The sequence below is a fragment of the Diaphorobacter sp. JS3051 genome, from assembly GCF_015832135.1.
Lineage (GTDB): Bacteria > Pseudomonadota > Gammaproteobacteria > Burkholderiales > Burkholderiaceae_C > Diaphorobacter > Diaphorobacter nitroreducens.
Window position 1 is genome coordinate 2,080,479 of record NZ_CP065406.1, and the last position, 19,217, is coordinate 2,099,695.

At 66.3% G+C, this 19,217-nt stretch carries 21 protein-coding genes; 6 read left to right on the forward strand and 15 right to left on the reverse strand.

Features of this window, described 5'->3' with window-relative positions; translation table 11 throughout:
* Positions 1-54 precede the first annotated feature (54 nt).
* Positions 55-711, forward strand: coding sequence for a c-type cytochrome (locus I3K84_RS09950; RefSeq protein ID WP_135148817.1), 657 nt, complete (start codon positions 55-57; stop codon positions 709-711).
* Between the two features lie 25 nt (positions 712-736).
* On the opposite strand, the gene I3K84_RS09955 is transcribed toward I3K84_RS09950, so the two are convergent.
* Positions 737-1,168 carry an Lrp/AsnC family transcriptional regulator gene (locus tag I3K84_RS09955; protein WP_088887658.1) on the reverse strand — a complete coding sequence of 144 codons (432 nt, stop codon included), beginning with the start codon at positions 1,166-1,168 and terminating at the stop codon, positions 737-739.
* 112 nt (positions 1,169-1,280) lie between these two features.
* Here I3K84_RS09955 and I3K84_RS09960 point away from each other — a divergent pair, with 112 nt between their 5' ends.
* Positions 1,281-2,333, forward strand: a complete 1,053-nt coding sequence (locus I3K84_RS09960) for an ornithine cyclodeaminase (protein WP_172206128.1) — start codon at positions 1,281-1,283, stop codon at positions 2,331-2,333.
* A gap of 291 nt (positions 2,334-2,624) precedes the next feature.
* On the opposite strand, the gene I3K84_RS09965 is transcribed toward I3K84_RS09960, so the two are convergent.
* The 6 genes from I3K84_RS09965 to I3K84_RS09990 all read right to left on the reverse strand — a co-directional run bounded on the left by I3K84_RS09965 (position 2,625) and on the right by I3K84_RS09990 (position 7,963).
* Positions 2,625-3,362, reverse strand: a complete 738-nt coding sequence (locus I3K84_RS09965; protein WP_011804066.1) for an amino acid ABC transporter ATP-binding protein — start codon at positions 3,360-3,362, stop codon at positions 2,625-2,627.
* A 22-nt stretch (positions 3,363-3,384) separates the two neighbouring features.
* Positions 3,385-4,056: an amino acid ABC transporter permease gene (locus tag I3K84_RS09970; RefSeq protein WP_011804065.1), complete on the reverse strand. Its 672-nt coding sequence runs from the start codon at positions 4,054-4,056 to the stop codon at positions 3,385-3,387.
* A 1-nt stretch (position 4,057) separates the two neighbouring features.
* Positions 4,058-4,810, reverse strand: a complete 753-nt coding sequence (locus I3K84_RS09975; RefSeq protein ID WP_011804064.1) for an amino acid ABC transporter permease — start codon at positions 4,808-4,810, stop codon at positions 4,058-4,060.
* 120 nt (positions 4,811-4,930) lie between these two features.
* Positions 4,931-5,830, reverse strand: a complete 900-nt coding sequence (locus tag I3K84_RS09980; RefSeq protein WP_196996013.1) for a transporter substrate-binding domain-containing protein — start codon at positions 5,828-5,830, stop codon at positions 4,931-4,933.
* A gap of 122 nt (positions 5,831-5,952) precedes the next feature.
* Complete coding sequence (locus tag I3K84_RS09985; protein WP_012655607.1) at positions 5,953-6,843, reverse strand: amino acid ABC transporter substrate-binding protein; 891 nt, start codon at positions 6,841-6,843, stop codon at positions 5,953-5,955.
* Between the two features lie 181 nt (positions 6,844-7,024).
* On the reverse strand, positions 7,025-7,963 hold the full coding sequence (locus I3K84_RS09990) for a LysR family transcriptional regulator (protein ID WP_011804061.1): 939 nt from the start codon (positions 7,961-7,963) through the stop codon (positions 7,025-7,027).
* A gap of 227 nt (positions 7,964-8,190) precedes the next feature.
* Here I3K84_RS09990 and I3K84_RS09995 point away from each other — a divergent pair, with 227 nt between their 5' ends.
* Genes I3K84_RS09995 through I3K84_RS10005 form a run of 3 tightly spaced genes read left to right on the forward strand, consistent with a single transcriptional unit; the run spans position 8,191 to position 11,141 of the window.
* Positions 8,191-8,781: a TRAP transporter small permease gene (locus tag I3K84_RS09995; protein ID WP_196996014.1), complete on the forward strand. Its 591-nt coding sequence runs from the start codon at positions 8,191-8,193 to the stop codon at positions 8,779-8,781.
* Positions 8,778-10,076, forward strand: a complete 1,299-nt coding sequence (locus tag I3K84_RS10000; protein WP_196996015.1) for a TRAP transporter large permease — start codon at positions 8,778-8,780, stop codon at positions 10,074-10,076. Before I3K84_RS09995 ends, I3K84_RS10000 begins: the two co-directional genes overlap by 4 nt.
* 33 nt (positions 10,077-10,109) lie before the next feature.
* On the forward strand, positions 10,110-11,141 hold the full coding sequence (locus tag I3K84_RS10005) for a DctP family TRAP transporter solute-binding subunit (protein WP_196996016.1): 1,032 nt from the start codon (positions 10,110-10,112) through the stop codon (positions 11,139-11,141).
* 113 nt (positions 11,142-11,254) lie between these two features.
* Here the strand turns inward: I3K84_RS10005 and I3K84_RS10010 are convergent, their stop codons facing one another.
* Together I3K84_RS10010 and I3K84_RS10015 are read right to left on the reverse strand one after the other, a co-directional pair.
* The gene (locus tag I3K84_RS10010; RefSeq protein WP_011804057.1) at positions 11,255-11,569 is read right to left on the reverse strand and encodes a nucleotide pyrophosphohydrolase; all 315 of its coding nucleotides are present in this window, start codon (positions 11,567-11,569) and stop codon (positions 11,255-11,257) included.
* Between the two features lie 54 nt (positions 11,570-11,623).
* On the reverse strand, positions 11,624-13,435 hold the full coding sequence (locus I3K84_RS10015; protein ID WP_196996017.1) for an ABC transporter ATP-binding protein/permease: 1,812 nt from the start codon (positions 13,433-13,435) through the stop codon (positions 11,624-11,626).
* 42 nt (positions 13,436-13,477) lie between these two features.
* Here I3K84_RS10015 and I3K84_RS10020 point away from each other — a divergent pair, with 42 nt between their 5' ends.
* Positions 13,478-13,909: an acyl-CoA thioesterase gene (locus I3K84_RS10020; protein WP_011804055.1), complete on the forward strand. Its 432-nt coding sequence runs from the start codon at positions 13,478-13,480 to the stop codon at positions 13,907-13,909.
* Between the two features lie 52 nt (positions 13,910-13,961).
* Here the strand turns inward: I3K84_RS10020 and I3K84_RS10025 are convergent, their stop codons facing one another.
* The 6 genes from I3K84_RS10025 to I3K84_RS10050 form a co-directional block, all read right to left on the reverse strand.
* Complete coding sequence (locus I3K84_RS10025) at positions 13,962-14,516, reverse strand: polymer-forming cytoskeletal protein (RefSeq protein ID WP_196996018.1); 555 nt, start codon at positions 14,514-14,516, stop codon at positions 13,962-13,964.
* A 188-nt stretch (positions 14,517-14,704) separates the two neighbouring features.
* A complete protein-coding gene (locus tag I3K84_RS10030) occupies positions 14,705-15,187 on the reverse strand; it encodes a thioesterase family protein (protein ID WP_011804053.1) in 483 nt (160 codons plus the stop codon).
* A gap of 179 nt (positions 15,188-15,366) precedes the next feature.
* Positions 15,367-16,143: an enoyl-CoA hydratase gene (locus I3K84_RS10035; RefSeq protein ID WP_011804052.1), complete on the reverse strand. Its 777-nt coding sequence runs from the start codon at positions 16,141-16,143 to the stop codon at positions 15,367-15,369.
* Positions 16,144-16,159: 16 nt separating this feature from the next.
* Positions 16,160-17,002 (reverse strand): acyl-CoA thioesterase II, encoded by an 843-nt coding sequence (locus I3K84_RS10040; RefSeq protein WP_011804051.1) that lies wholly within the window; start codon positions 17,000-17,002, stop codon positions 16,160-16,162.
* 25 nt (positions 17,003-17,027) lie between these two features.
* Positions 17,028-17,924 carry an alpha/beta fold hydrolase gene (locus I3K84_RS10045; protein WP_196996019.1) on the reverse strand — a complete coding sequence of 299 codons (897 nt, stop codon included), beginning with the start codon at positions 17,922-17,924 and terminating at the stop codon, positions 17,028-17,030.
* A gap of 80 nt (positions 17,925-18,004) precedes the next feature.
* A complete protein-coding gene (locus I3K84_RS10050; protein ID WP_196996020.1) occupies positions 18,005-19,201 on the reverse strand; it encodes an acetyl-CoA C-acyltransferase in 1,197 nt (398 codons plus the stop codon).
* Between the last annotated feature and the right edge of the window lie 16 nt (positions 19,202-19,217).

Below are 19,217 nucleotides of genomic sequence, written 5' to 3' on the forward strand. Positions count from 1 at the left end.
GGGGCTTCACAACTCGCCTTCTAAAATGACCCTTTTCACAAAAAGGGTTACACCATGGCAAGGCGCATTCCCGCAATGCTGGCGCTGGCGTTGTTCGCCGGGCTGGCGTGGCAACCCGCGGCGATGGCCCAGGCCGGCCGCAGCAAGGTGGACATCGACACGCGCTTGCAGCAAGCCATGGCGGACCCCAAGCTGGCCGACGAGCTCTACAAGGTGGGCCGCAAGGTCTCGGCGGTGTGCGCCAACTGCCATGGCGACGGAGGCAACAGCACCAAACCCTCGGTACCCAACCTCGCGGGCCAGAACCCGGCCTATCTGTTGGAGCAGGTGCGGCAGTTCGCAGACGGGCGCCGCCGCTACGAGTTCATGGAAGGCATGATCCGCGCGATGAACAGCGACGAGAAGATCGGCATGGTGCTCTTCTACGCCGCGCAGCCCGTCACTCCCAAACCCGTGGCGGACGCAGCGCTGCTGGCCAAGGGGCAGGAGATCTTCGGCAAGAACTGTTTTCGCTGCCATGGCGACATGGGCCGGGGCAACGACCAGATCGCACGCATTGCCGGCCAGCAGACCGACTACCTGCGCAGCACTCTCAAGCGTTACCGCGACGGCCCAAACACGCGCGCCCATTCGATCATGACGCCCAACACCAAGCTCCTCACGGACGCCGACATCGAGTCGCTGGTGGCGTACGTCTCGTCGATGCAGTGAAGCACCGCCCGCTCGGGCGGGTCGATCACAGCTTGTACGTGGACAGCAGGATGCTGGTTTCGGTGCGCGCGATGCCCGGCGTGAGCCGAATGCGCGTGAGCGCCAGGTCGAATTCCTCCAGGCTCTGCGCGTGCAGTTCGGCCACGATGTCCCAGCGGCCGTTGGTACTGTGCAGCGCGCCGACCAGCGGCTCTCCACGCAGGGCGCGAATCACGTCAGGCGCCGCGTTCCCTTCCACTGCAATACTCATCCAGGCGCGGATCCGGTGGGGCTCCGACTCGGGGCGCAGCCGCACGGTGTAGCCGACGATGACGCCCTCTTCCTCCAGCCGGCGCAGGCGGTTCTGAACGGTGCCGCGGGCCACGCGCAGACGTGCGGCGAGCGCCGCCACCGGCATGCGGGCATCCGCACGCAGCAGGGCAATGATCTCGCGGTCGACGTCGTCCATGTTGCGCATAGTGCCACGGGTTGCTGGCGAAACGCCAGTTTTTTGCGCTTATTGAGCAGTTTGCAGGCTGGCACCAAGCGCAGGGCCTGTCCACAATGGGGAAACACGTTGGACCGACACCATGACACGCCTCATTGACTTGTCGACCCTTGCTGCCTTTGTGCATGAACGGGGCGCCGCACGCTGCATGACCGAGCTGGCGGCCGAGCTTCGCTCCGACTTCCTGCGCTGGGAGTCTTTTGACAAGTCCGCCCGCACGGCCAGCCATAGCCCGCGCGGCGTGATTGAGCTGATGCCCGTGGCTGACGATGCGCTCTACAGCTTCAAGTATGTGAACGGCCATCCCGGCAACCCTGCCAGCGGACTGCCCACAGTGATGGCCTTCGGCGTGCTGGCGGAGGTCCGTACCGGCTATCCGCTGCTGCTGTCGGAGCTGACGCTGACCACGGCGCTGCGCACCGCTGCCACGTCGGCGCTGGCGGCGCAGGCGCTTGCACGACCCGGCAGCCGCCGCATGGCGCTGATCGGCAACGGGGCGCAGGCGGAGTTCCAGGCCCTGGCCTTCCACGCGTTGCTGGGCATCCGCGAACTGCGGGTGTACGACACCGACCCCGCCGCCACCGACAAGCTGGTGCGCAACCTGGCGCACGTCGATGGCCTCACCGTGGAGCGCGCCGCCAGCACGGCCGAGGCCGTGCGCGGCGCGGACATCGTGACCACGGTCACCGCCGACAAGAGCCGCGCCACCATCCTCACTCCCGCGATGGTGGAACCCGGCATGCACCTGAATGCCGTGGGCGGCGACTGCCCCGGCAAAACGGAACTGCACCCCGATGTGCTGCGCGGGGCGCGCGTGGTCGTGGAATACGAGCCGCAAAGTCGCGTGGAGGGCGAGATCCAGCAATTGCCCGCGGACCATCCCGTTACCGAGCTTTGGCGGGTACTGCGCGGCGACGCGCCGGGGCGCACGCGGGCCGACGAAGTCACGGTGTTTGATTCCGTGGGCTTTGCGCTGGAGGACTACTCCGCACTGCGCTACCTGTACCAGCAGGCCCAGGCGCGCGGCCTGGGCGTGGATGTGGAGCTGGTGCCCACAGACGACCCCAAGGACCTGTTCGGCCGCACGCGCGGTGCGAGCGTCCAAGGCCGCACGCGGCTGCGGCGCGTGGCTTGACCGCCTCAAGCCAAATCAGGCTCTAACGCCCATCCATCAAGCGCTAGCAGCTATCAAAATAAAAGCAAAAGGCGCCAATGGCGCCTTTTGCCCTTTTGCCCTTTTGCCCTTTTGCCCTTTTGCTTTTGTACGCCACCCGGGCAAGCCTGGGCCACGGCCCATCCCACTGGCGCGCCCCGGACCATGGCAGCCGTGGGCCGGGCTCTGCCCTGCCGCCGGCTGCGCCCCCTCCTGCAGCGCAGCGCTGCGAGTGTGGGGGAAGGCGCGAAGCGCCTCAGGGGGTGTGCGGAATCAATGCTGCAGGATCTTGTTGAGGAAGTCCTTGGTGCGCGGCTGGCGCGCCTCGGGGTTGCCGAAGAATTCCTCCTTCGAGCAGTCCTCCAGGATCTTGCCGCCCACGTCCATGAAGATCACGCGGTTGCTCACCTTGCGCGCGAAGCCCATCTCGTGGGTCACGCACATCATGGTCATGCCCTCCTGGGCCAGGCCCACCATGACATCCAACACCTCGCCCACCATTTCGGGGTCCAGCGCCGAGGTCGGCTCGTCGAACAGCATCACGATGGGGTCCATCGACAGTGCGCGTGCGATCGCCACGCGCTGCTGCTGACCGCCCGACAGCTGGCCGGGGAACTTGTCCTTGTGCGCCGTCAAGCCCACGCGCTCCAGCATCTTCAGGCCGCGCGCCTTGGCGTCGGTGGGGTTGCGGCCCAGCACCTTGATCTGCGCGATGGTCAGGTTCTCGGTCACCGACAGGTGGGGGAACAGCTCGAAGTGCTGGAACACCATGCCCACGCGGCTGCGCAGCTTGGGCAGGTCGGTCTTGGGGTCGTGCACGGCCACGCCGTCCACGAAGATCTCGCCCTTCTGGAAGGGCTCCAGCGCGTTGATGGTCTTGATGAGGGTGGACTTGCCGGAGCCGGAGGGCCCGCAGACCACCACCACCTCACCCTTCTGGATGTTCGTGGAGCAGTCCGTGAGCACCTGGAAGCTGCCGTACCACTTGGAAACGTTCTTCAGTTCAATCATTGCAATTCCTTGGAACGCCGCTTCAGCGAATGATGGCGATCTTCTTGTGCAGGCGCTTGACCAGCCAGGACAGCGCGTAGCAGAGGATGAAATAGACCACGGCCGCGGCCAGGTAGGCCTCGATCGGGCGGCCATAGTTCTTGCCCGCGATCTCGAAACCCTTGAGCATGTCGTAGGCACCGATGGCGTACACCAGCGACGTGTCCTGGAACAGGATGATGGTCTGCGTGAGCAGCACCGGCAGCATGTTGCGGAAGGCCTGCGGCAGCACCACCAGGCGCATGTTCTGCCCGTAGGTCATGCCCAGCGCCTGCCCCGCGAACACCTGGCCGCGCGGGATGGACTGGATGCCTGCGCGCATGATCTCGCTGAAGTAGGCGGCTTCGAAGGCGATAAAGGTCACCACGGCCGACACCTCGGCGCCGATGGGGCGACCGATGATCATGGGCACCAGCAGGAAGAACCACAGGATCACCATCACCAGCGGAATCGAGCGCATGCCGTTGACATAGATGGTGGCCGGCACGTCCAGCCACTTCTTGCCCGACAGGCGCATGAGCGCCAGCACCGTGCCCAGCAGGATGCCGCCCACGGTGGCGATCACCGTCAGCACCAGGCTGAAGTACAGCCCCTTGATCACGAAGTTGCTGAACAGCTCCCAGGTGAAGAAGGACCAATCGATATTCAGGTTCATATCAGTGGCCTCCCCCGCCTGCGGCAATCAGGCCCGGCACCCGCGTGCGCTTTTCGATGAACGCCATGATGCGGTTGATGGCAAAGGCCGAGATGATGTACAGCGCCGTGACGGCCAGGTACACCTCGATGCCGCGTGAAGTCTCTTCCTGCGCCTGCATGGCGAACATGGTCAGCTCGGCCACCGAAACGGCAAACGCCACCGACGAGTTCTTGAACACGTTCATGGTCTCGCTGGTGAGCGGCGGGATGATGATGCGAAACGCCATCGGCAGCAGCACGTAGCGGTAGTACTGGAACGTGGTGAAGCCCAGCGCCATGCCCGCATAGCGCTGGCCGCGCGGCAACGCCTGGATGCCCGAGCGCACCTGCTCGGCGATACGCGCCGAGGTGAAGAAGCCCAGCGCAAACACCACCAGCACGAAGCCCGGCAGCGATTTCATGGCCGGGAAGATCGACGGCACCACGTGGTACCACACAAAGATGTGCACCAGCAGCGGAATGTTGCGAAACAGCTCGACCCAGGCGTTGCCCAGGCGCACCGTCCATGGACGGCCTTCCAGCGTGCGCAGCGTGCCGACCAGCGAACCGACCACCAGCGCAACGGCCAGCGACAGCAAGGAAACGGATACCGTCCAGCCCCAGGCTGACAGCATCCAGTCGAGGTAGGTGATGTCGCCGTTCTTGCCGAAGCAGCTTTGACCGACCTCTTGGGTAATGGTGTCCTGGCAGAACACCTGCCAATCCCAATTCATAGGAGCACCCCTTCTATTCTTCGATCCGTGTTGCCGCGGCGGCACATGGCGGCGCTGGCGCAACAACAAAAAACGCCCCTTCGGGCCCAGAGGCCGAAGGGGCGATGCAATGCAAGCCGATTACTTGACTTCGTACGACTCCATGGGCTTGTCGTTCGGATTCGCCCAGGCTTCCTTGGTGGCTTCAGACAGCGGCAGGCCGATCTTCACGTTGGCCGGCGGGATGGGCTGCATGAACCACTTGTCGTACAGCTTGGCCAGAGAGCCATCGGCAATCTGGCGCTTGATGGAGTCGTCCACGGCCTTCTTGAAGGCGGGATCGTCCTTGCGGATCATGCAGGCGATGGGCTCCACCGACAGCACTTCGCCCACGATCTTAAAGTCAGAGGGGTTCTTGGACTTGGAAATGTTGGCCGCCAGGATGGAGCCGTCCATGATGAAAGCGTCGGCACGGCCCGTTTCCAGCATCAGGAAGCTGTCGGCGTGGTCCTTGCCCATGACTTCCTTGAAGTTCAGGCCATCGGCGCGCTTGTGCTTGCGCAGCGTCTGCACCGACGTCGTGCCCGTGGTGGTCACGATGGTCTTGCCGTTCAGGTCCTTGATGCCGGTAATGCCCGACTTGGCGTTCACGGCGATGCGCACTTCTTCCACGTAGGTGGTCACGGCAAAGGCCACGTCCTTCTGGCGCGCGGTGTTGTTGGTGGTGGAGCCACACTCGATGTCCACCGTGCCGTTGGTCACCAGCGGAATGCGGTTCTGCGAAGTCACCGGCTGGTACTTGATCTCCATGTTGGCCAGGCCCAGCTGCTTCTGGATGTCGGCCAGGATGCGCTCACCCATCTCGGTGTGGAAGCCCACGTACTTGCCGTTGCCCAGGGTGTAGCCCAGGCCCGAGGACTCGCGCACGCCCAGCGTCACGGCACCCGTAGATTTGATCTTGGCCAGGGTGTCGTTGGCCTGTGCGAACGCGCTACCAGCGGCCAGGACGGTAATGGCTGCGGCCAGCAAATGCTTCTTCATGAATATCTCCTTGTGGGTGAAGCGAAAAGCGAAGTGTATTGAAATCGAACGACCGTTCTGAGGAACCGATGGCGGTCAAGCCACACCCTGCGGCACGTTCAAGACAGGGGCGTATTGTGGGTTCAGAAGGGGACCTGATCGGTAGGGTATTTCCAGAAGTCCCGCAGCAGGTAGCTCACGGGCAGGTTCAGCGCACGGTGGGTAGGCGCAATGGGCTGCATGAACCACTTGTCGTAGATGGCGTTGATCTCATTGCTCACGATCAGGCGGCGCATCTCCTCGTCCACCAACTTCTTAAACTCGGGATCGTTCTTGGGAAGCATGATCGCCAGCGGCTCAGTGGTGACGAAGCGGCCCACCACCTTCAGCGCCTTGGGGTCGGGGCGGTTGGCCGCCAAGCCATACAACAGCACATCGTCCATCACGAAGGCGTCGGCCTGGCCCTTCTCCACCATGACCACCGCGGCCTCATGGTCGGGCGCCTCCACCAGCTGGATGCGCATCAGCCGTTCGCGGTTGGCCTGCTCGGCCGCTTTGTAGGGCGTCGTGCCTTTGGTGGACACGAGCTTCTTGCCTTCCAGATCCTCCATGCGCGTCACCGTGCTGGCCGCGGGCACCAGCAGGCGCGCACCCGTGATGAAGTGCGGAATGGTGAAGGCCACATCCTTGCGGCGCTCGGCGTTGTTGGTGGTGGAGCCGCATTCCATATCGGCCTTGCCGGTCTTCACCATCTCAATGCGATTGGCGGGTGTCACCTGCACCAACTGCACCGGCATGTTCTTCATGCCGGTCTTCTTGCGCACCACTTCGGCGATATGCAGGCACAGGTCCAGGGCGTAGCCCATGGGCTTGCCCTCGTGCACGTACGAAAACGGCACCGATGATTCACGGTGTGCCAGCACCAGCGGTCCGCCGCCGCGCACACGCTCCAGCACCCCTTGGGCTTGCGCGCCCACGGCGCAGCACAGCGCCACCGCGGCGCCCAGCGCCTTCCATCCTTGCTTGCAATTCATTCAGAGGATCTCCCTTGTGCATGGCTTAGCAATCTCCGCACCAGGTGCGCGCCATGTTTCGGTGCGACCGTGCGTTGCCACATTTAGTTTCAAAGACTGTAATGTCGCGCGACCGCGCAATCCAATGCCAGGGATGTGGGTTTGCATGCAAGACTTGCATGCCAAGTGTGGTGCACCCGCGTCAGATGGGGTTCTGTCCGGCGCGCGTCTGCAGGTACGTCCACAGGGACTGGGCCAGGCCCTTGGCCGGCTCCTTGCGCGAGGGCTTTTCGCGGTAGGCGCGCACTTCCATCACCATCTGCAGGTCCTGCGCGTCCGGCGGCGCCGCACTCAGGAGCTTGCGCGAACGCAGTTCCTTCTTCACCGCGCTGTAGGGCAGGAAGGCGACGCCGTGCCCTTCCAGCGCCATGGCCTTCAGGCCTTCGGCCATATCCGTTTCGTACACGCGGTCCAAGTGGATGGCCGTCCCCGCCTGCTTGAGGATCAGCTCCGTCACGCGCCCCAAGTAGGCCCCCGGCGCATACCCCAGGTAGGGCAGCGGCTCGCCAGGCCGGCCCGGCAGGCAAAACAGCGGCTGACCATCCGCGCCCGCCTTGGCGTAGGGGGCCAGGACCTCCTGCCCCAGCGTCACCATCTCGTAGCGGTCCGGGTCCAGTTGCAGGGGCTGCGATGGGTGGTGGTAGGAGATGAGCAGATCGCAGCCGCCCTCCACGAGGCGCATCACCGCGTCGTGCACGTTCAGGGCGATCAGCCGGCTTTTGAGCGGGCCGAAGTCCGCCCGCAGCGCCGACACCCAGGCCGGGAAAAAAGTGAACGCCAGCGTATGCGGCACGGCGAACTCGATCATGTCGGTGCCCGCGCTGGTGTGCGCACGCAGCATGGCGCGCGTGTTCTGCAGCGCCTGCAGCACCTCCAGCGCCTGGTCGTACAGCGTGTTGCCCGCGGCCGTCAGCCGCGTGGGGTAGGAACTGCGGTCCACCAGATCGGTGCCGGCCCAGGCCTCCAGCGCCTGGATGCGCCGCGAAAAGGCGGGCTGTGTCACATGGCGCAATTGCGCCGAGCGGCTGAAGCTGCGCGTTTCTGCCAGGCTGACGAAGTCTTCGAGCCATTTGGTTTCCATGGCCCGCATTATCGATGCGCCCAGGCAGGCCTTCTCCCCCTGTTGAGCGCGACTGGCCCGCCCCAGCGCCCTCCTGGGGAACATCCTGCGGCGGAGCACCGTACGTTTGATTGCAAAATAGGCCCTCTCGCGCCCACAGCGCAATCCTTCGACCAGGCCCCTGGTGCACAACACCGGAGGGCAGAGCGGCCAGCCTTTCATGTTCGACTTTTCTGTTCTCTGCCCCCATGTCCTCCCTACCTACCCCCGGGCCGGCCGACGATGCCGCCCCGGATGGCGCGCGCGTCTCTAGCACCCCCGCCTCCAGCGAACCCCGTTCCCTGCGCATCGAGGACTGGCTCACCGTCATCGTCATGGCGCTGCTGGCGCTGATCACGTTTGCCAACGTGCTCGTGCGCTATTTCACCAATTCGTCCTTTGCCTGGACCGAGGAGCTCTCGGTCTTCCTGATGATCGTGCTGGCCCTGGTGGCTGGCTCTGCCGCCGTGGCGCGCGACCGCCACATCCGCATCGAATTCTTCTGCGACAGCGGCTCCGCAGCCCGCCGCCGCCGGTTGGCGCAACTTGGCGCACTGCTGGTGGCCGTGCTGTTCGCGGTGATCGCCGTGCTCAGCGTGCGCGTGGTCTGGGACGACTACCGCTTCGAAGAAACCTCGCCCGGCATTGGCGTGCCGCAGTGGTGGTACTCGGTCTGGCTGCCCATCCTCTCGCTGCTCGTCACCTGGCGCGCCATTGGCCTGCTGATCCGCCGCACGCGCCAGCCGGACGTGGAGTTTCTCGGCAATGACGCAGACGACAACGGAGAGCGCCAGCCATGATCGCCACGCTGCTCTTCGTCGCCTTCCTGGCGCTGATGTTTGTGGGTGTGCCCATCGGCGCCGCCCTGGGGTTGGCCGGCGCCGCCGCCATTGCGCTGGCCAATGCCGAGACGCAATGGTTTGGCCTGCTCGCCGTACCGCAGAACTTCTACGCAGGGCTGGGCAAGTACCCGCTGCTGGCAATTCCCATGTTCGTGCTGGTGGGCTCGATCTTCGACCGCTCGGGCGTGGCGCTACGCCTGGTGAACTTTGCCGTGGCGATCGTCGGGCGCGGACCGGGCATGCTGCCGCTGGTGGCGATTGCCGTGGCCATGTTCCTGGGCGGCATCTCCGGCTCGGGACCGGCCAACGCGGCCGCCGTGGGCGGGGTGATGATCGCGGCCATGAGCCGCGCGGGCTACCCCGGCAGCTTCTCGGCGAGTGTGGTGGGGGCGGCCGCAGCCACGGACATCCTCATCCCGCCTTCGGTGGCGTTCATCATCTATTCGGTGCTGGTGCCCGGGGCCTCGGTGCCGGCCTTGTTCGCGGCGGGCATGGTGCCGGGCGTGCTGGCGGGCATTGCACTCATCGTGCCGGCCGTGTGGATGGCGCGCCGCCACCGCATGGGCCACCTGGAAGCCGACATGCCCCGCCCGCCGTTCTGGCGCAGCCTGCGCGAAGCCTCCTGGGGCCTGGCCGCGCCGGTGCTGATCCTGGGCGGCATGCGCGCGGGCTGGTTCACACCCACCGAGGCCGCCGTGGTGGCCGTGTTCTACGGCCTGTTCGTGGGCATGGTGATCCACCGCACCATTCGGGTGCGCGACCTGTTCACCATCCTGCGCGAAGCGGGCGAGCTCTCAGCCGTGATCCTGATCGTGGTGTCGCTGGCGGGCATCTTCGCGTTCTCGCTGTCCACACTGGGCGTGATCGACCCGGTGGCCAACGCCATCGTGAACTCGGGCCTGGGCGAATACGGCGTGCTGGCGCTTTTGATCCTGCTGCTCATCACCGTGGGCATGTTCCTGGACGGCATCTCGATCTTCCTGATCTTCGTGCCGCTCTTGCTGCCCATCATGCAGCACTACCAGTGGGACCCGGTGTGGTTCGGCGTGATCCTCACCCTGAAGGTCGCACTGGGCCAGTTCACGCCGCCGCTGGCCGTGAACCTGATGGTCAGCTGCCGCATCGCAGGCGTGCGCATGGAGTCCACCGTGCGCTGGGTCGGCCCCATGCTGCTGGCCATGTTCCTCGTGATGGTGGCCGTGATCGCCTTCCCGCAGCTGGCCCTGTGGCTGCCTGCCCAGCTGGGCTACTGATTCGTTCGCATTTTTTCCAAGGAGACCTGTCCCATGAAACTTCGCACTTTCCTCACTTCCGCCGTCGCCGCTGCTGCGGCCCTTGCCTTCGGCACACCCGCGCTGGCGCAGAACTACAAGAGCGAATACCGCATGTCGCTGGTACTGGGCACCGCCTTCCCGTGGGGCAAGGGCGGCGAGATCTGGGCACAGAAGGTCAAGGAGAAAACCCAGGGCCGCATCAACATCAAGCGCTATCCGGGCGTGTCGCTGATCCAGGGCGACCAGACGCGTGAGTTTTCCGCGCTGCGCCAGGGCGTGATCGACATGGCCGTGGGCTCCACCATCAACTGGTCGCCCCAGGTGAAGGCGCTGAACCTGTTCTCGCTGCCCTTCCTGTTCCCCGACTACGCGGCTGTCGATGCGGTCACACAGGGCGAAGTCGGCAAGAGCATCTTCCAGACGCTGGAAAAGGCCGGCGTGGTGCCCTTGGCCTGGGGCGAGAACGGCTACCGCGAGATCAGCAACAGCAAGCACGCCATCAAGAGCCCCGCCGATCTCAAGGGCCTGAAGATCCGCGTGGTGGGCTCGCCGCTGTTCCTGGACACCTTCACTGCCCTGGGCGCCAACCCCACGCAGATGAGCTGGGCCGACGCGCAGCCCGCCATGGCCAGCGGCGCCGTGGACGGCCAGGAGAACCCCATCGCCGTGTACCAGGCCGCCAAGCTGCACACCGTGGCACAGAAGCACGTGACCATGTGGGGCTACATGAACGACCCGCTGATCTTCGTGGTGAACAAGGACGTGTGGAACAGCTGGACGCCCGCCGACCGCGAAGCCGTCAAGCAGGCCGCCATCGAAGCCGGCAAGGAAGAAATTGCCATCGCGCGCAAAGGCATGGTCGAGGCCGACAAGCCCCTGCTCAAGGACATCGCCGCCAATGGCGTGACCGTGACGCAGCTGAGCCCCGCCGAGCGCGACGCCTTCGTGAAGGCCACGCGCCCCGTGTTCGAGAAGTGGAAGGGCCAGATCGGCGCCGACTTGGTGAGCGCAGCCGAGAAGGCGATTGCGGCGCGCAAACAGTAATGGGGCAGTAATGGGGCGCCTTGCCCCATAGCGCAGGCTCTGCCAGCGCTATCAAATCAAAAGCGGCTAGCGCCCTAACCACGGGCGCTAGCCGCTTTTTTACGCCTCACGCATCAGGGAACGGGATGCTTGACGGCGTTCTTGGCCAGCTTGCGCCGCACGGCAACTTCCAGGTCCACGCCCGCGTGGTCCGCCAGCTGCAGCAGGTACAGCAGCACATCGGCCATCTCGTCGCCCACCCGCTCGTGGGCGGTGGCGTCCTGGGTGAAGGTGCGCGACTGCTCCGGCGTGAGCCACTGGAACAGCTCCTGCAGCTCGGCCGCCTCCACCATCAGCGCCATGGCCAGGTTCTTGGGCGTGTGAAAGGGCTGCCAGTCACGCGCGGCGGCGAAGGCGCGCAGTTCACGCTGCAGGGCGGCGATATCCATGCTCAACGCTCCGTGCTTTCATTTTGATAGCTGCTTGCGCTTGCCACATAAGCGCTACAGCCCATTTTGACCATCATTCTTCTGCAACGCCCACATGCGCGCGTAGTGCCCGCCGTGGGCCAGCAGCTGCGCGTGCGTGCCACGCTCGACGATACGGCCGGCCTCCATGACCAGGATTTCGTGCGCGTCCACCACGGTGGACAGGCGGTGGGCGATCACCAGGGTCGTCTTGTTCTGCGCGGCGCTGGCCAGCTCGGCCTGGATGGCACGCTCGTTGGCAGAGTCCAGGGCGCTGGTGGCCTCGTCGAAGATCAGGATGGGTGGGTTCTTGAGCAGCGTGCGCGCAATGGCCACGCGCTGCTTCTCGCCACCGCTGAGCTTCAGCCCGCGCTCGCCCACCATGGTGTCGTAGCCCTTGGGCTGGGCTGCGATGAAGGCATGGATGTGCGCAGCGCGCGCTGCCTGCTCGACCTCGGCCTGGCTGGCGCCGGTGCGGCCGTAGGCGATGTTGTAGGCCACGGTGTCGTTGAACAGCACCGTGTCCTGCGGCACGATGCCGATGGCGCGGCGCAGGCTGTCCTGCGTGACCGCCCGGATGTCCTGCCCCGCGATGGTGATGCGCCCGCCCTGCAGGTCATAGAAACGGTACAGCAGGCGGCTCAGGGTGCTCTTGCCTGCGCCCGAGGGGCCGACCACGGCAACCGTCTTGCCGGCGGGAATCGTGAAGCTCACCCCCTGCAATACGGGCCGTGCGGGGTCGTAGGCGAAGTGCACATCCTCGAAACGCACGGTGGGCGTGTGCAGGTCCGTCAGCGGCTGGGCGCCGGGCGCATCGGCCACCTCCTGCTCCCTGTCCATCAGCGTGAACATCTTGTCCAGGTCGGTCAGGTTCTGCCGGATCTCGCGGTAGATCACGCCCAGGAAGTTCAGCGGGATGTAGATCTGGATCATGAAGGCGTTGACCATGACCAGGTCGCCCAGCGTCATGCGCCCCGCGGCCACGCCCTCGGTGGCGCGCCACAGCATGGCCACCAGCCCCACGGCGATGATGAGCTGCTGCCCGCTGTTGAGCAGCCCCAGGGTGCTGCGGCTCTTGAGCTGGGCCTGCCGCAATTGCTCCAGGCTTTCGTCGTAGCGGCGCGCCTCGAACTGCTCGTTGTTGAAGTACTTGACGGTCTCGTAGTTCAGCAGCGAATCGATGGCCTTGCTGTGCGCGGCCGAGTCGAACTGGTTCGCCTGGCGCCGGAACTGGATGCGCCACTGCGTCACGCCCACGGTGAAGGCGACGTACAGCACCAGCGCGGTGAGCGTGATGACGGCAAACCAGACGTCGAACTGGCGCGCCAGGATGAACAGCACCAGCAGTACCTCGACCAGCGTGGCGGCCAGGTTGAACAGCGCGAACGACACCAGCGACTCGATGCCGCGCACGCCGCGCTCGATGTCGCGCGTCATGCCGCCGGTCTGGCGCTCCAGGTGAAAGCGCAGGGACAGCGCATGCAGGTGCTCGAAGGTCTTGAGCGCGATGGCGCGCGCCGCGCCATGCGTGGCCTTGGCGAACACCAGCTCGCGCAACTCGTTGAACACCGCGTTGGCCAGGCGCAGCGCCCCGTAGGCCAGCAGCAGCCCCACGGGCACCACCAGCAGCGCCGTGGTGCTGCCGGCGGGCAGCGTCATGGCATCGACGAGCCTCTTGAGCAGCAGCGGCACCCCCACGTTGGCCAGCTTGGCGCCGACCATGAAGGCCATGGCCGCGACCACGCGCCATTTGTACTGCCACAGATAGGGCAGCAGGCGCTGCAGGGTGGCCCGGTCGGAACGAACGCGTGGGCTGTCGGAGGCGATGGCTTCGCCGTAGCGGCGCATGATGGACAATCCGTGGAGTCAAGCAAACCAAAGATTGTGCCCATGTCCCAGGATCGCCCCGCCTCCCACACCCAGCTGCCCGCCGACAAGGAACTGGTACTTAAGGTGATACCCATGCCCGCCGACACCAACGGCAATGGCGACATCTTCGGCGGCTGGGTCATGGCGCAGGTGGATCTGGCCGGCTCCGTGCTGCCCGCGCGGTACATCCGCGGCCGCATGGCCACGGTGGCGGTGAACGAATTCATCTTCAAGCAGCCCGTGCGCGTGGGCGACCTGCTGTCGTTCTTTGCCGAAGTCACGCGCATCGGCAACACCTCCATGACCGTGCAGGTGGAGGTCTATGCCGAGCACATCCGCACCCAGGGCAGCTACGTGAAGGTGACCGAGGCGTCGCTGACCTATGTGGCCATCGACGAAAACGGCCGCCCGCGCCCCATTCGGAAGCCGGGCGACGAAAGCGTCGCGCCGTAAAAAAACGGGAGCGCCTCACGGCCTCCCGCTGGCGGCGATGGGTATGCCGGCGTCAGGCCGCGGCCAGCGCGGCCGCGGATGCGGCAGACGACGAACCCGAGGCCGCGCTCATGCGCGCGCCACCACCCAGGCCCACCTCGATCTCGCCGGAGAGCTGGCCACCCTCTTCGATCACCACCTTGCCGTAGCGGATCTTGCCGCTCACCTTGCCTGTGCTGAAGATCACCAGCTTCTGGCGCACGGTGAGCGTGCCGTCGAACTCGCCGTGGATCTCGGCAATGTCGATCTCGGCGGAGCCGCGGAACGCGCCCTGCTCGGTGATCTGGATCACGCGCGAATCCATGGTGGCCTCCACCGTGCCTTCCACGACGAGGGTGTCGCAATCGGTGATCTCCACACCCTTGAGCTTGATGTTGGGGCCCACGGTCAGCTTGCTGCCGCTGCCCTCGGCAGTGGCGCTGGAGGCGGTGGACACAGCGGTTCTGGTTGCGGGAGCGGTGGTTGGGGTGCTTGCGGTGGTGGTGGTGCCGCCCAGCGCTGACGAAGGCTGGCGGGATTGGAAAGTGTCGGGTTCGCGTTTGCCAAAGAAGGGGTTTTGCACGGCCATCGGATCGGATCTCCTAGAAAAGACCCGCAGATGCTAGGAGTTGCCACAGATCAAAACCGCCCCTGTTACGCAAGAACGGTAACCAAACCGTTCGATGGTTGCATGCACTTGCAGGGCTTGCAGCAGCACACAGCGCGTATCCCCCAAACGGCGCGTGCCCGGCGCGGCCCGTCTTCGCACGGATCGCGCTAAGAGACGATGTACGCCGCGGCTCCCGCGGACATCAGCTCGCCCTGCGGGCCGAGGAACTCCATGCGCGTGGTGGCCACGCGCGAGCCCAGGCGCAGCACCTCGGCCCGCAGCTCGAAGTGGCTGCCGATGCCGGGGCGCAGATAGTCGATGCGCAGGTCGATGGTGCCCAGCTTGGCAAAGCGGTGCAGCCGATCCATGGGCGCCTCGTCCATGTGCTTGGCGCCGATGGCGGCCATCACGGCCAGACCGCCCATGGCATCCAGCCCCGCGCTGATGACGCCGCCGTGCAGCCGGTTGTAGGCAAAGTGCCCCACCAGATCGGGACGCATGTCGATGCGCGCCGCGACGGCCGCGGGCTCCAGGCGCGTGATCTTCAGGCCCAGCAAGTGGTTGAAGGGAATCTTCTCTTCAAAGATCTGGCGCAGGCCGGCGATGAACTCGGGCTCGAAGCCCACTGGCAGGCTGGCAGGTTTGCTCATGGAATTTTTGCTCTCTTATCAGGAGCTGTTAGCGCTTATTGGACAAGCGCTAGAGCCATTTTTCATTCAAATGCACGGCCACCCTGTCCAGCAGACACGGTGATCACCGGCGCGTAGGGCGAACACGGCATGGATGCCGGCGTCGCCCTGCCCCGCCCTGTTCGGTGGCGGGGCGGATGTCAGCAGGCGCTGAAATCCGGGCGGCGTTTGTCCATGAACGCGGTGAAGGCCTCGCGGGCGGCGGGCTCGCGCAGCATGCGGCCAAAGCTCTGGCCCTCCTCGGCCATGCGCTCCAGCACGGCGGCGGTCTGGCTCTTCTTGAGCAGGCGCTTGGTCTCGATCAGGGCCGACAGCGGCTTGGCCGCGAGCTTGCGCGCCTGGGCCTGGGCCACCATGTTGCATTCGGTCGGCGGCACCACGCGGTTGACGAAGCCGACTTCCAGCGCCGCTTCGGCCATGAAGGGCTCGCCCAGCAGCAGCGCTTCGGCCGCGCGGTGGTAGCCCAGCATCTGCGGCGCGAACAGGCTGGAGGCTGCCTCGGGGCACAGGCCCAGGTTCACGAAGGGCATCGAGAACGCCGCGTTGTCCCCCGCATACACCAGATCGCAGTGGAACAGCAAGGTCGTGCCGATGCCCACCGCCGGGCCGCACACCGCAGCCAGCACGGGCTTGGGAAAGGTGGCGATGGCGCGCAGAAAGCGGAACACGGGCGCGTCCTGCGTGGCGGGCGGCTGCTGCAAAAAGTCGCCGATGTCGTTGCCCGCACTGAAGATGGCCACGTCGCCCTGCAGCACGACCACGCGCACCGACGCGTCCTGCGCCGCGGCCTCGAACGCATCGGCCAGCTGCGCGTACATGGCCGTGGTGATGGAATTTTTCTTCTCCACGCGGTTGAAGGTGATGGTGGTCACGCCCTCTTCGGCGTGGACCAGGATGTCTGCTTTCGTTGTACTCATGGGTGTTGCTCCGGGGTCATTCCTTGTAATAAACGATCTGGTGGCTGGTGGCCAGCATGGCGCCGGCCTCATTCCACAGCTGCACGGTCTGGTCGAAAAAGCCGTTGCGAAACTCCTGCGCGCGCGCCTGGCCCAGCAGGTAGCCCGTGCCGGTCTGCGCCAGCAGGTCCGCGCCCGCATGGAAGTACACGGTGATGGACACGGTGCCCGCGGGCACCTGGCGCGCGCGGCGCAGCCACACGCGAGGGAAGAACACATCGGCCAGCGCCGCCAGCGCGCAAAAGTCCAGCGCCCGCGCGGGTGCGTCGCGCATCCACAGCTGCGACAGGCTGGTGTCGCCGCTGTCGTCCCACTGTTCGGGCAGCGCGCCGGTCACCGGGCGCATCTCGTAGCGCTGCAGCCATTCCGAGCGGAACGCCGGTTGCACGGGTTTGCACTGCGCCGGCGCGGGGACCTGCGGCATGGGCGTGTCGGCAGCACCCCAGGTCTCGCGCCGCGCAGCCGTGACCACGGTGGCCGTGGTGGTGACCACGGGCGCTCCGTCCGCCCCCGCCTGCAGGATGGACAGCGTCCAGTGCTGGGTGGAGCGGTTGGTGCGCACCGGCGTGGCCTGCAGCGTGAACGGCCCCTCGGCCAGCGCGCCCGCGTAGTTCACCGTGAGCGACAGGGGCTCGCCCAGGCGGTCGGGGTGTTGCATCACGGCCTGCAGCAGCGTGGCCGCGGTGATGCCGCCAAACGGCCCGACCATGTTCCAGTAAGCCGGCGAGGTGTGGCCGGTGTACTGCCCGGCCCCTTCGGAATGGCTGGACGAGAGCGCCAGCGCCGCGTCCAGGGGATGAATGCTGTGGTGCGTAGTCATGGGTGCGAGTGTGCCGTGATTCGGCTCAGCCTGCGGTGGCGGTGGCACCTGCGGTGCCCTGCGGCTGCGCCTGGGCCAACGCCTCCAGCTGCTGCAAGGCGCGGGGCCACAGCGTGTCGCGGAACTGTTCGCGGAAAAATCCAAAGTGCCCGATGCGCCGCGCCTGCGCCTCGTGCGGCGCGATGCGCTCCACGCTGCACGGCGCGTTCGCATACAGCGCCAACAGGCTTTGCGTGCCGCGCCAGGTCATGAGCTCATCGTCCTGCATGGACCAGGCGTGTACCGGAAAGCGCACCGCCGCGTAGCTGCGCTGGGCGGATTCTCCCTCCGCCCCCACGCTGTAGCGCGGGTGCAGGCACCAGCGGCGCCACTGCAGCATCACCCCCGCGGGCAGGTCGCCCACGGCGCGCAGGCGCCGCCCAGGGAAGTAGCCGCACAGCCGCACCGACAACGGCACCAGCACATGCCAGAACGCGGGCATGGCGCGGCGGATGCGGGGTGCGTTGTCGCGCCAGTAGCCGCTGCCCGCGGCGACGCTCAGCAGGCCGCTCACGCGCGCATGCTCGCGCAGCAGCCCGGGCAGCTGCGCGCCCAGGCTGTGCCCCAGCAGCAGCAGCGGCTGGCCAGGCAGCGCCTGGGCTGCATGGGCGATCACCGCGTCGTAGTCGCGCGCCCAGTCGAACAGGTTGGCCCGCACCTCGCGCATGCCACCGTTCAGCGACTCGCCCTGCCCCCGGTAGTCGAAGGTGGTGACCCGCAGGCCCTGCTGCGCCAGCCAGGCGGCGAACGGCCCATAGAAGGCCTGGCGCACGCCCATGGCGCCGCCAATGACGACGCTGGCGCGCGCGGGGCCGGTCCGTGGCACGTACACGCGCAGCGCCAGCGGCACTGCGCCATCGACCATCAGGGTTTCACTCTGCATGGCTTGTCTCCATGAAGGCGGCCGGTCTGCGCCGGCTCGGCTGCAATCCCCGCGCGCTGCCGCGCGGCAGTGGCGCTTACTTACACGCGCTCGAAGATACCCGCCGCGCCCTGGCCCATGCCCACGCACATGGTGACCATGCCGTACTTGAGCTGCTTGCGGCGCAGCGCATGCACCACGGTGGCCGAGCGGATGGCGCCCGTCGCGCCCAACGGGTGGCCCAGCGCGATGGCGCCGCCCATGGGGTTGACCTTGGCCGTGTCCAGCCCCAGCGTGTTGATGACGGCCAGCGACTGGGCGGCGAAGGCTTCGTTGAGCTCGTACCAGCCGATGTCGTCCTGCTTCAGACCGGCATAGCGCAGCGCGGCGGGAATGGCCTCGATCGGGCCGATGCCCATGATGGACGGCGGCACGCCCTTGCTGGCGAAGCTGACAAAGCGCGCCAGCGGCGTGAGGCCGAAGCGCTTGACGGCGGATTCGCTCGCCAGGATCAGCGCGCCGGCGCCGTCGCTGGTCTGCGAGCTGTTGCCAGCCGTGACCGTGCCGCGCGCGGCGAACACGGTGCGCAGCTTGGCCAGGCCTTCCAGGCTGGTGTCGGGGCGGGCGCCCTCGTCCAGGCTCACGGTGCGGGTGCTGGCAATGACTTCGCCCGTCTCCAGGTGGGCCGTGCGGTCGGTCACCTCGATGGGCGTGATCTCGTCGGCAAACTCGCCGGCCTGCTGCGCGGCGATGGCGCGGCGGTGCGACTCCAGCGCGAAGGCGTCCTGCGCCTCGCGGCTCACCTTCCACTGCTGGGCCACCTTCTCGGCGGTGAGGCCCATGCCGTAGGCGATGCCCACGTCGCCGTCACGCTCGAAGATGCTGGGCGACAGGCTGGGCGCGTTGCCCATCATGGGCACCATGCTCATGCTCTCCACGCCGGCGGCGATCATCACCTCGGCCTCGCCCACGCGGATGCGGTCGGCCGCCATGGCCACGGCCGACAGGCCCGAAGCGCAGAAGCGGTTCACCGTGATGCCGCCCACGCTGGTGGGCAGGCCCGCCAGCACGGCGCCGATGCGCGCCACGTTCAGGCCCTGCTGCGCCTCGGGGATGGCGCAGCCGCAGATGATGTCCTCGATCGAGGCGGGGTCCAGCCCCGGCACCTGGGCCAGCGCGCTCTTGAGCGTGGTGGCCAGCAGGTCGTCCGGGCGGTAGTTGCGGAAAAAGCCCTTGTGCGAACGGCCGATGGGCGTGCGCGTGGCGGCAACGATGTAGGCGTCTTGGATCTGTTTCATGGTTTCTCTCCTCGGG

Coding starts and splice junctions, on each gene's coding strand:
- I3K84_RS09950 (WP_135148817.1), top strand. CDS start 55: ATGGCAAGGCGCATTCCCGCAATGCTGGCGCTGGCGTTGTTCGCCGGG.
- I3K84_RS09955 (WP_088887658.1), bottom strand. CDS start 1,168: ATGCGCAACATGGACGACGTCGACCGCGAGATCATTGCCCTGCTGCGT.
- I3K84_RS09960 (WP_172206128.1), top strand. CDS start 1,281: ATGACACGCCTCATTGACTTGTCGACCCTTGCTGCCTTTGTGCATGAA.
- I3K84_RS09965 (WP_011804066.1), bottom strand. CDS start 3,362: ATGATTGAACTGAAGAACGTTTCCAAGTGGTACGGCAGCTTCCAGGTG.
- I3K84_RS09970 (WP_011804065.1), bottom strand. CDS start 4,056: ATGAACCTGAATATCGATTGGTCCTTCTTCACCTGGGAGCTGTTCAGC.
- I3K84_RS09975 (WP_011804064.1), bottom strand. CDS start 4,810: ATGAATTGGGATTGGCAGGTGTTCTGCCAGGACACCATTACCCAAGAG.
- I3K84_RS09980 (WP_196996013.1), bottom strand. CDS start 5,830: ATGAAGAAGCATTTGCTGGCCGCAGCCATTACCGTCCTGGCCGCTGGT.
- I3K84_RS09985 (WP_012655607.1), bottom strand. CDS start 6,843: ATGAATTGCAAGCAAGGATGGAAGGCGCTGGGCGCCGCGGTGGCGCTG.
- I3K84_RS09990 (WP_011804061.1), bottom strand. CDS start 7,963: ATGGAAACCAAATGGCTCGAAGACTTCGTCAGCCTGGCAGAAACGCGC.
- I3K84_RS09995 (WP_196996014.1), top strand. CDS start 8,191: ATGTCCTCCCTACCTACCCCCGGGCCGGCCGACGATGCCGCCCCGGAT.
- I3K84_RS10000 (WP_196996015.1), top strand. CDS start 8,778: ATGATCGCCACGCTGCTCTTCGTCGCCTTCCTGGCGCTGATGTTTGTG.
- I3K84_RS10005 (WP_196996016.1), top strand. CDS start 10,110: ATGAAACTTCGCACTTTCCTCACTTCCGCCGTCGCCGCTGCTGCGGCC.
- I3K84_RS10010 (WP_011804057.1), bottom strand. CDS start 11,569: ATGGATATCGCCGCCCTGCAGCGTGAACTGCGCGCCTTCGCCGCCGCG.
- I3K84_RS10015 (WP_196996017.1), bottom strand. CDS start 13,435: ATGCGCCGCTACGGCGAAGCCATCGCCTCCGACAGCCCACGCGTTCGT.
- I3K84_RS10020 (WP_011804055.1), top strand. CDS start 13,478: ATGTCCCAGGATCGCCCCGCCTCCCACACCCAGCTGCCCGCCGACAAG.
- I3K84_RS10025 (WP_196996018.1), bottom strand. CDS start 14,516: ATGGCCGTGCAAAACCCCTTCTTTGGCAAACGCGAACCCGACACTTTC.
- I3K84_RS10030 (WP_011804053.1), bottom strand. CDS start 15,187: ATGAGCAAACCTGCCAGCCTGCCAGTGGGCTTCGAGCCCGAGTTCATC.
- I3K84_RS10035 (WP_011804052.1), bottom strand. CDS start 16,143: ATGAGTACAACGAAAGCAGACATCCTGGTCCACGCCGAAGAGGGCGTG.
- I3K84_RS10040 (WP_011804051.1), bottom strand. CDS start 17,002: ATGACTACGCACCACAGCATTCATCCCCTGGACGCGGCGCTGGCGCTC.
- I3K84_RS10045 (WP_196996019.1), bottom strand. CDS start 17,924: ATGCAGAGTGAAACCCTGATGGTCGATGGCGCAGTGCCGCTGGCGCTG.
- I3K84_RS10050 (WP_196996020.1), bottom strand. CDS start 19,201: ATGAAACAGATCCAAGACGCCTACATCGTTGCCGCCACGCGCACGCCC.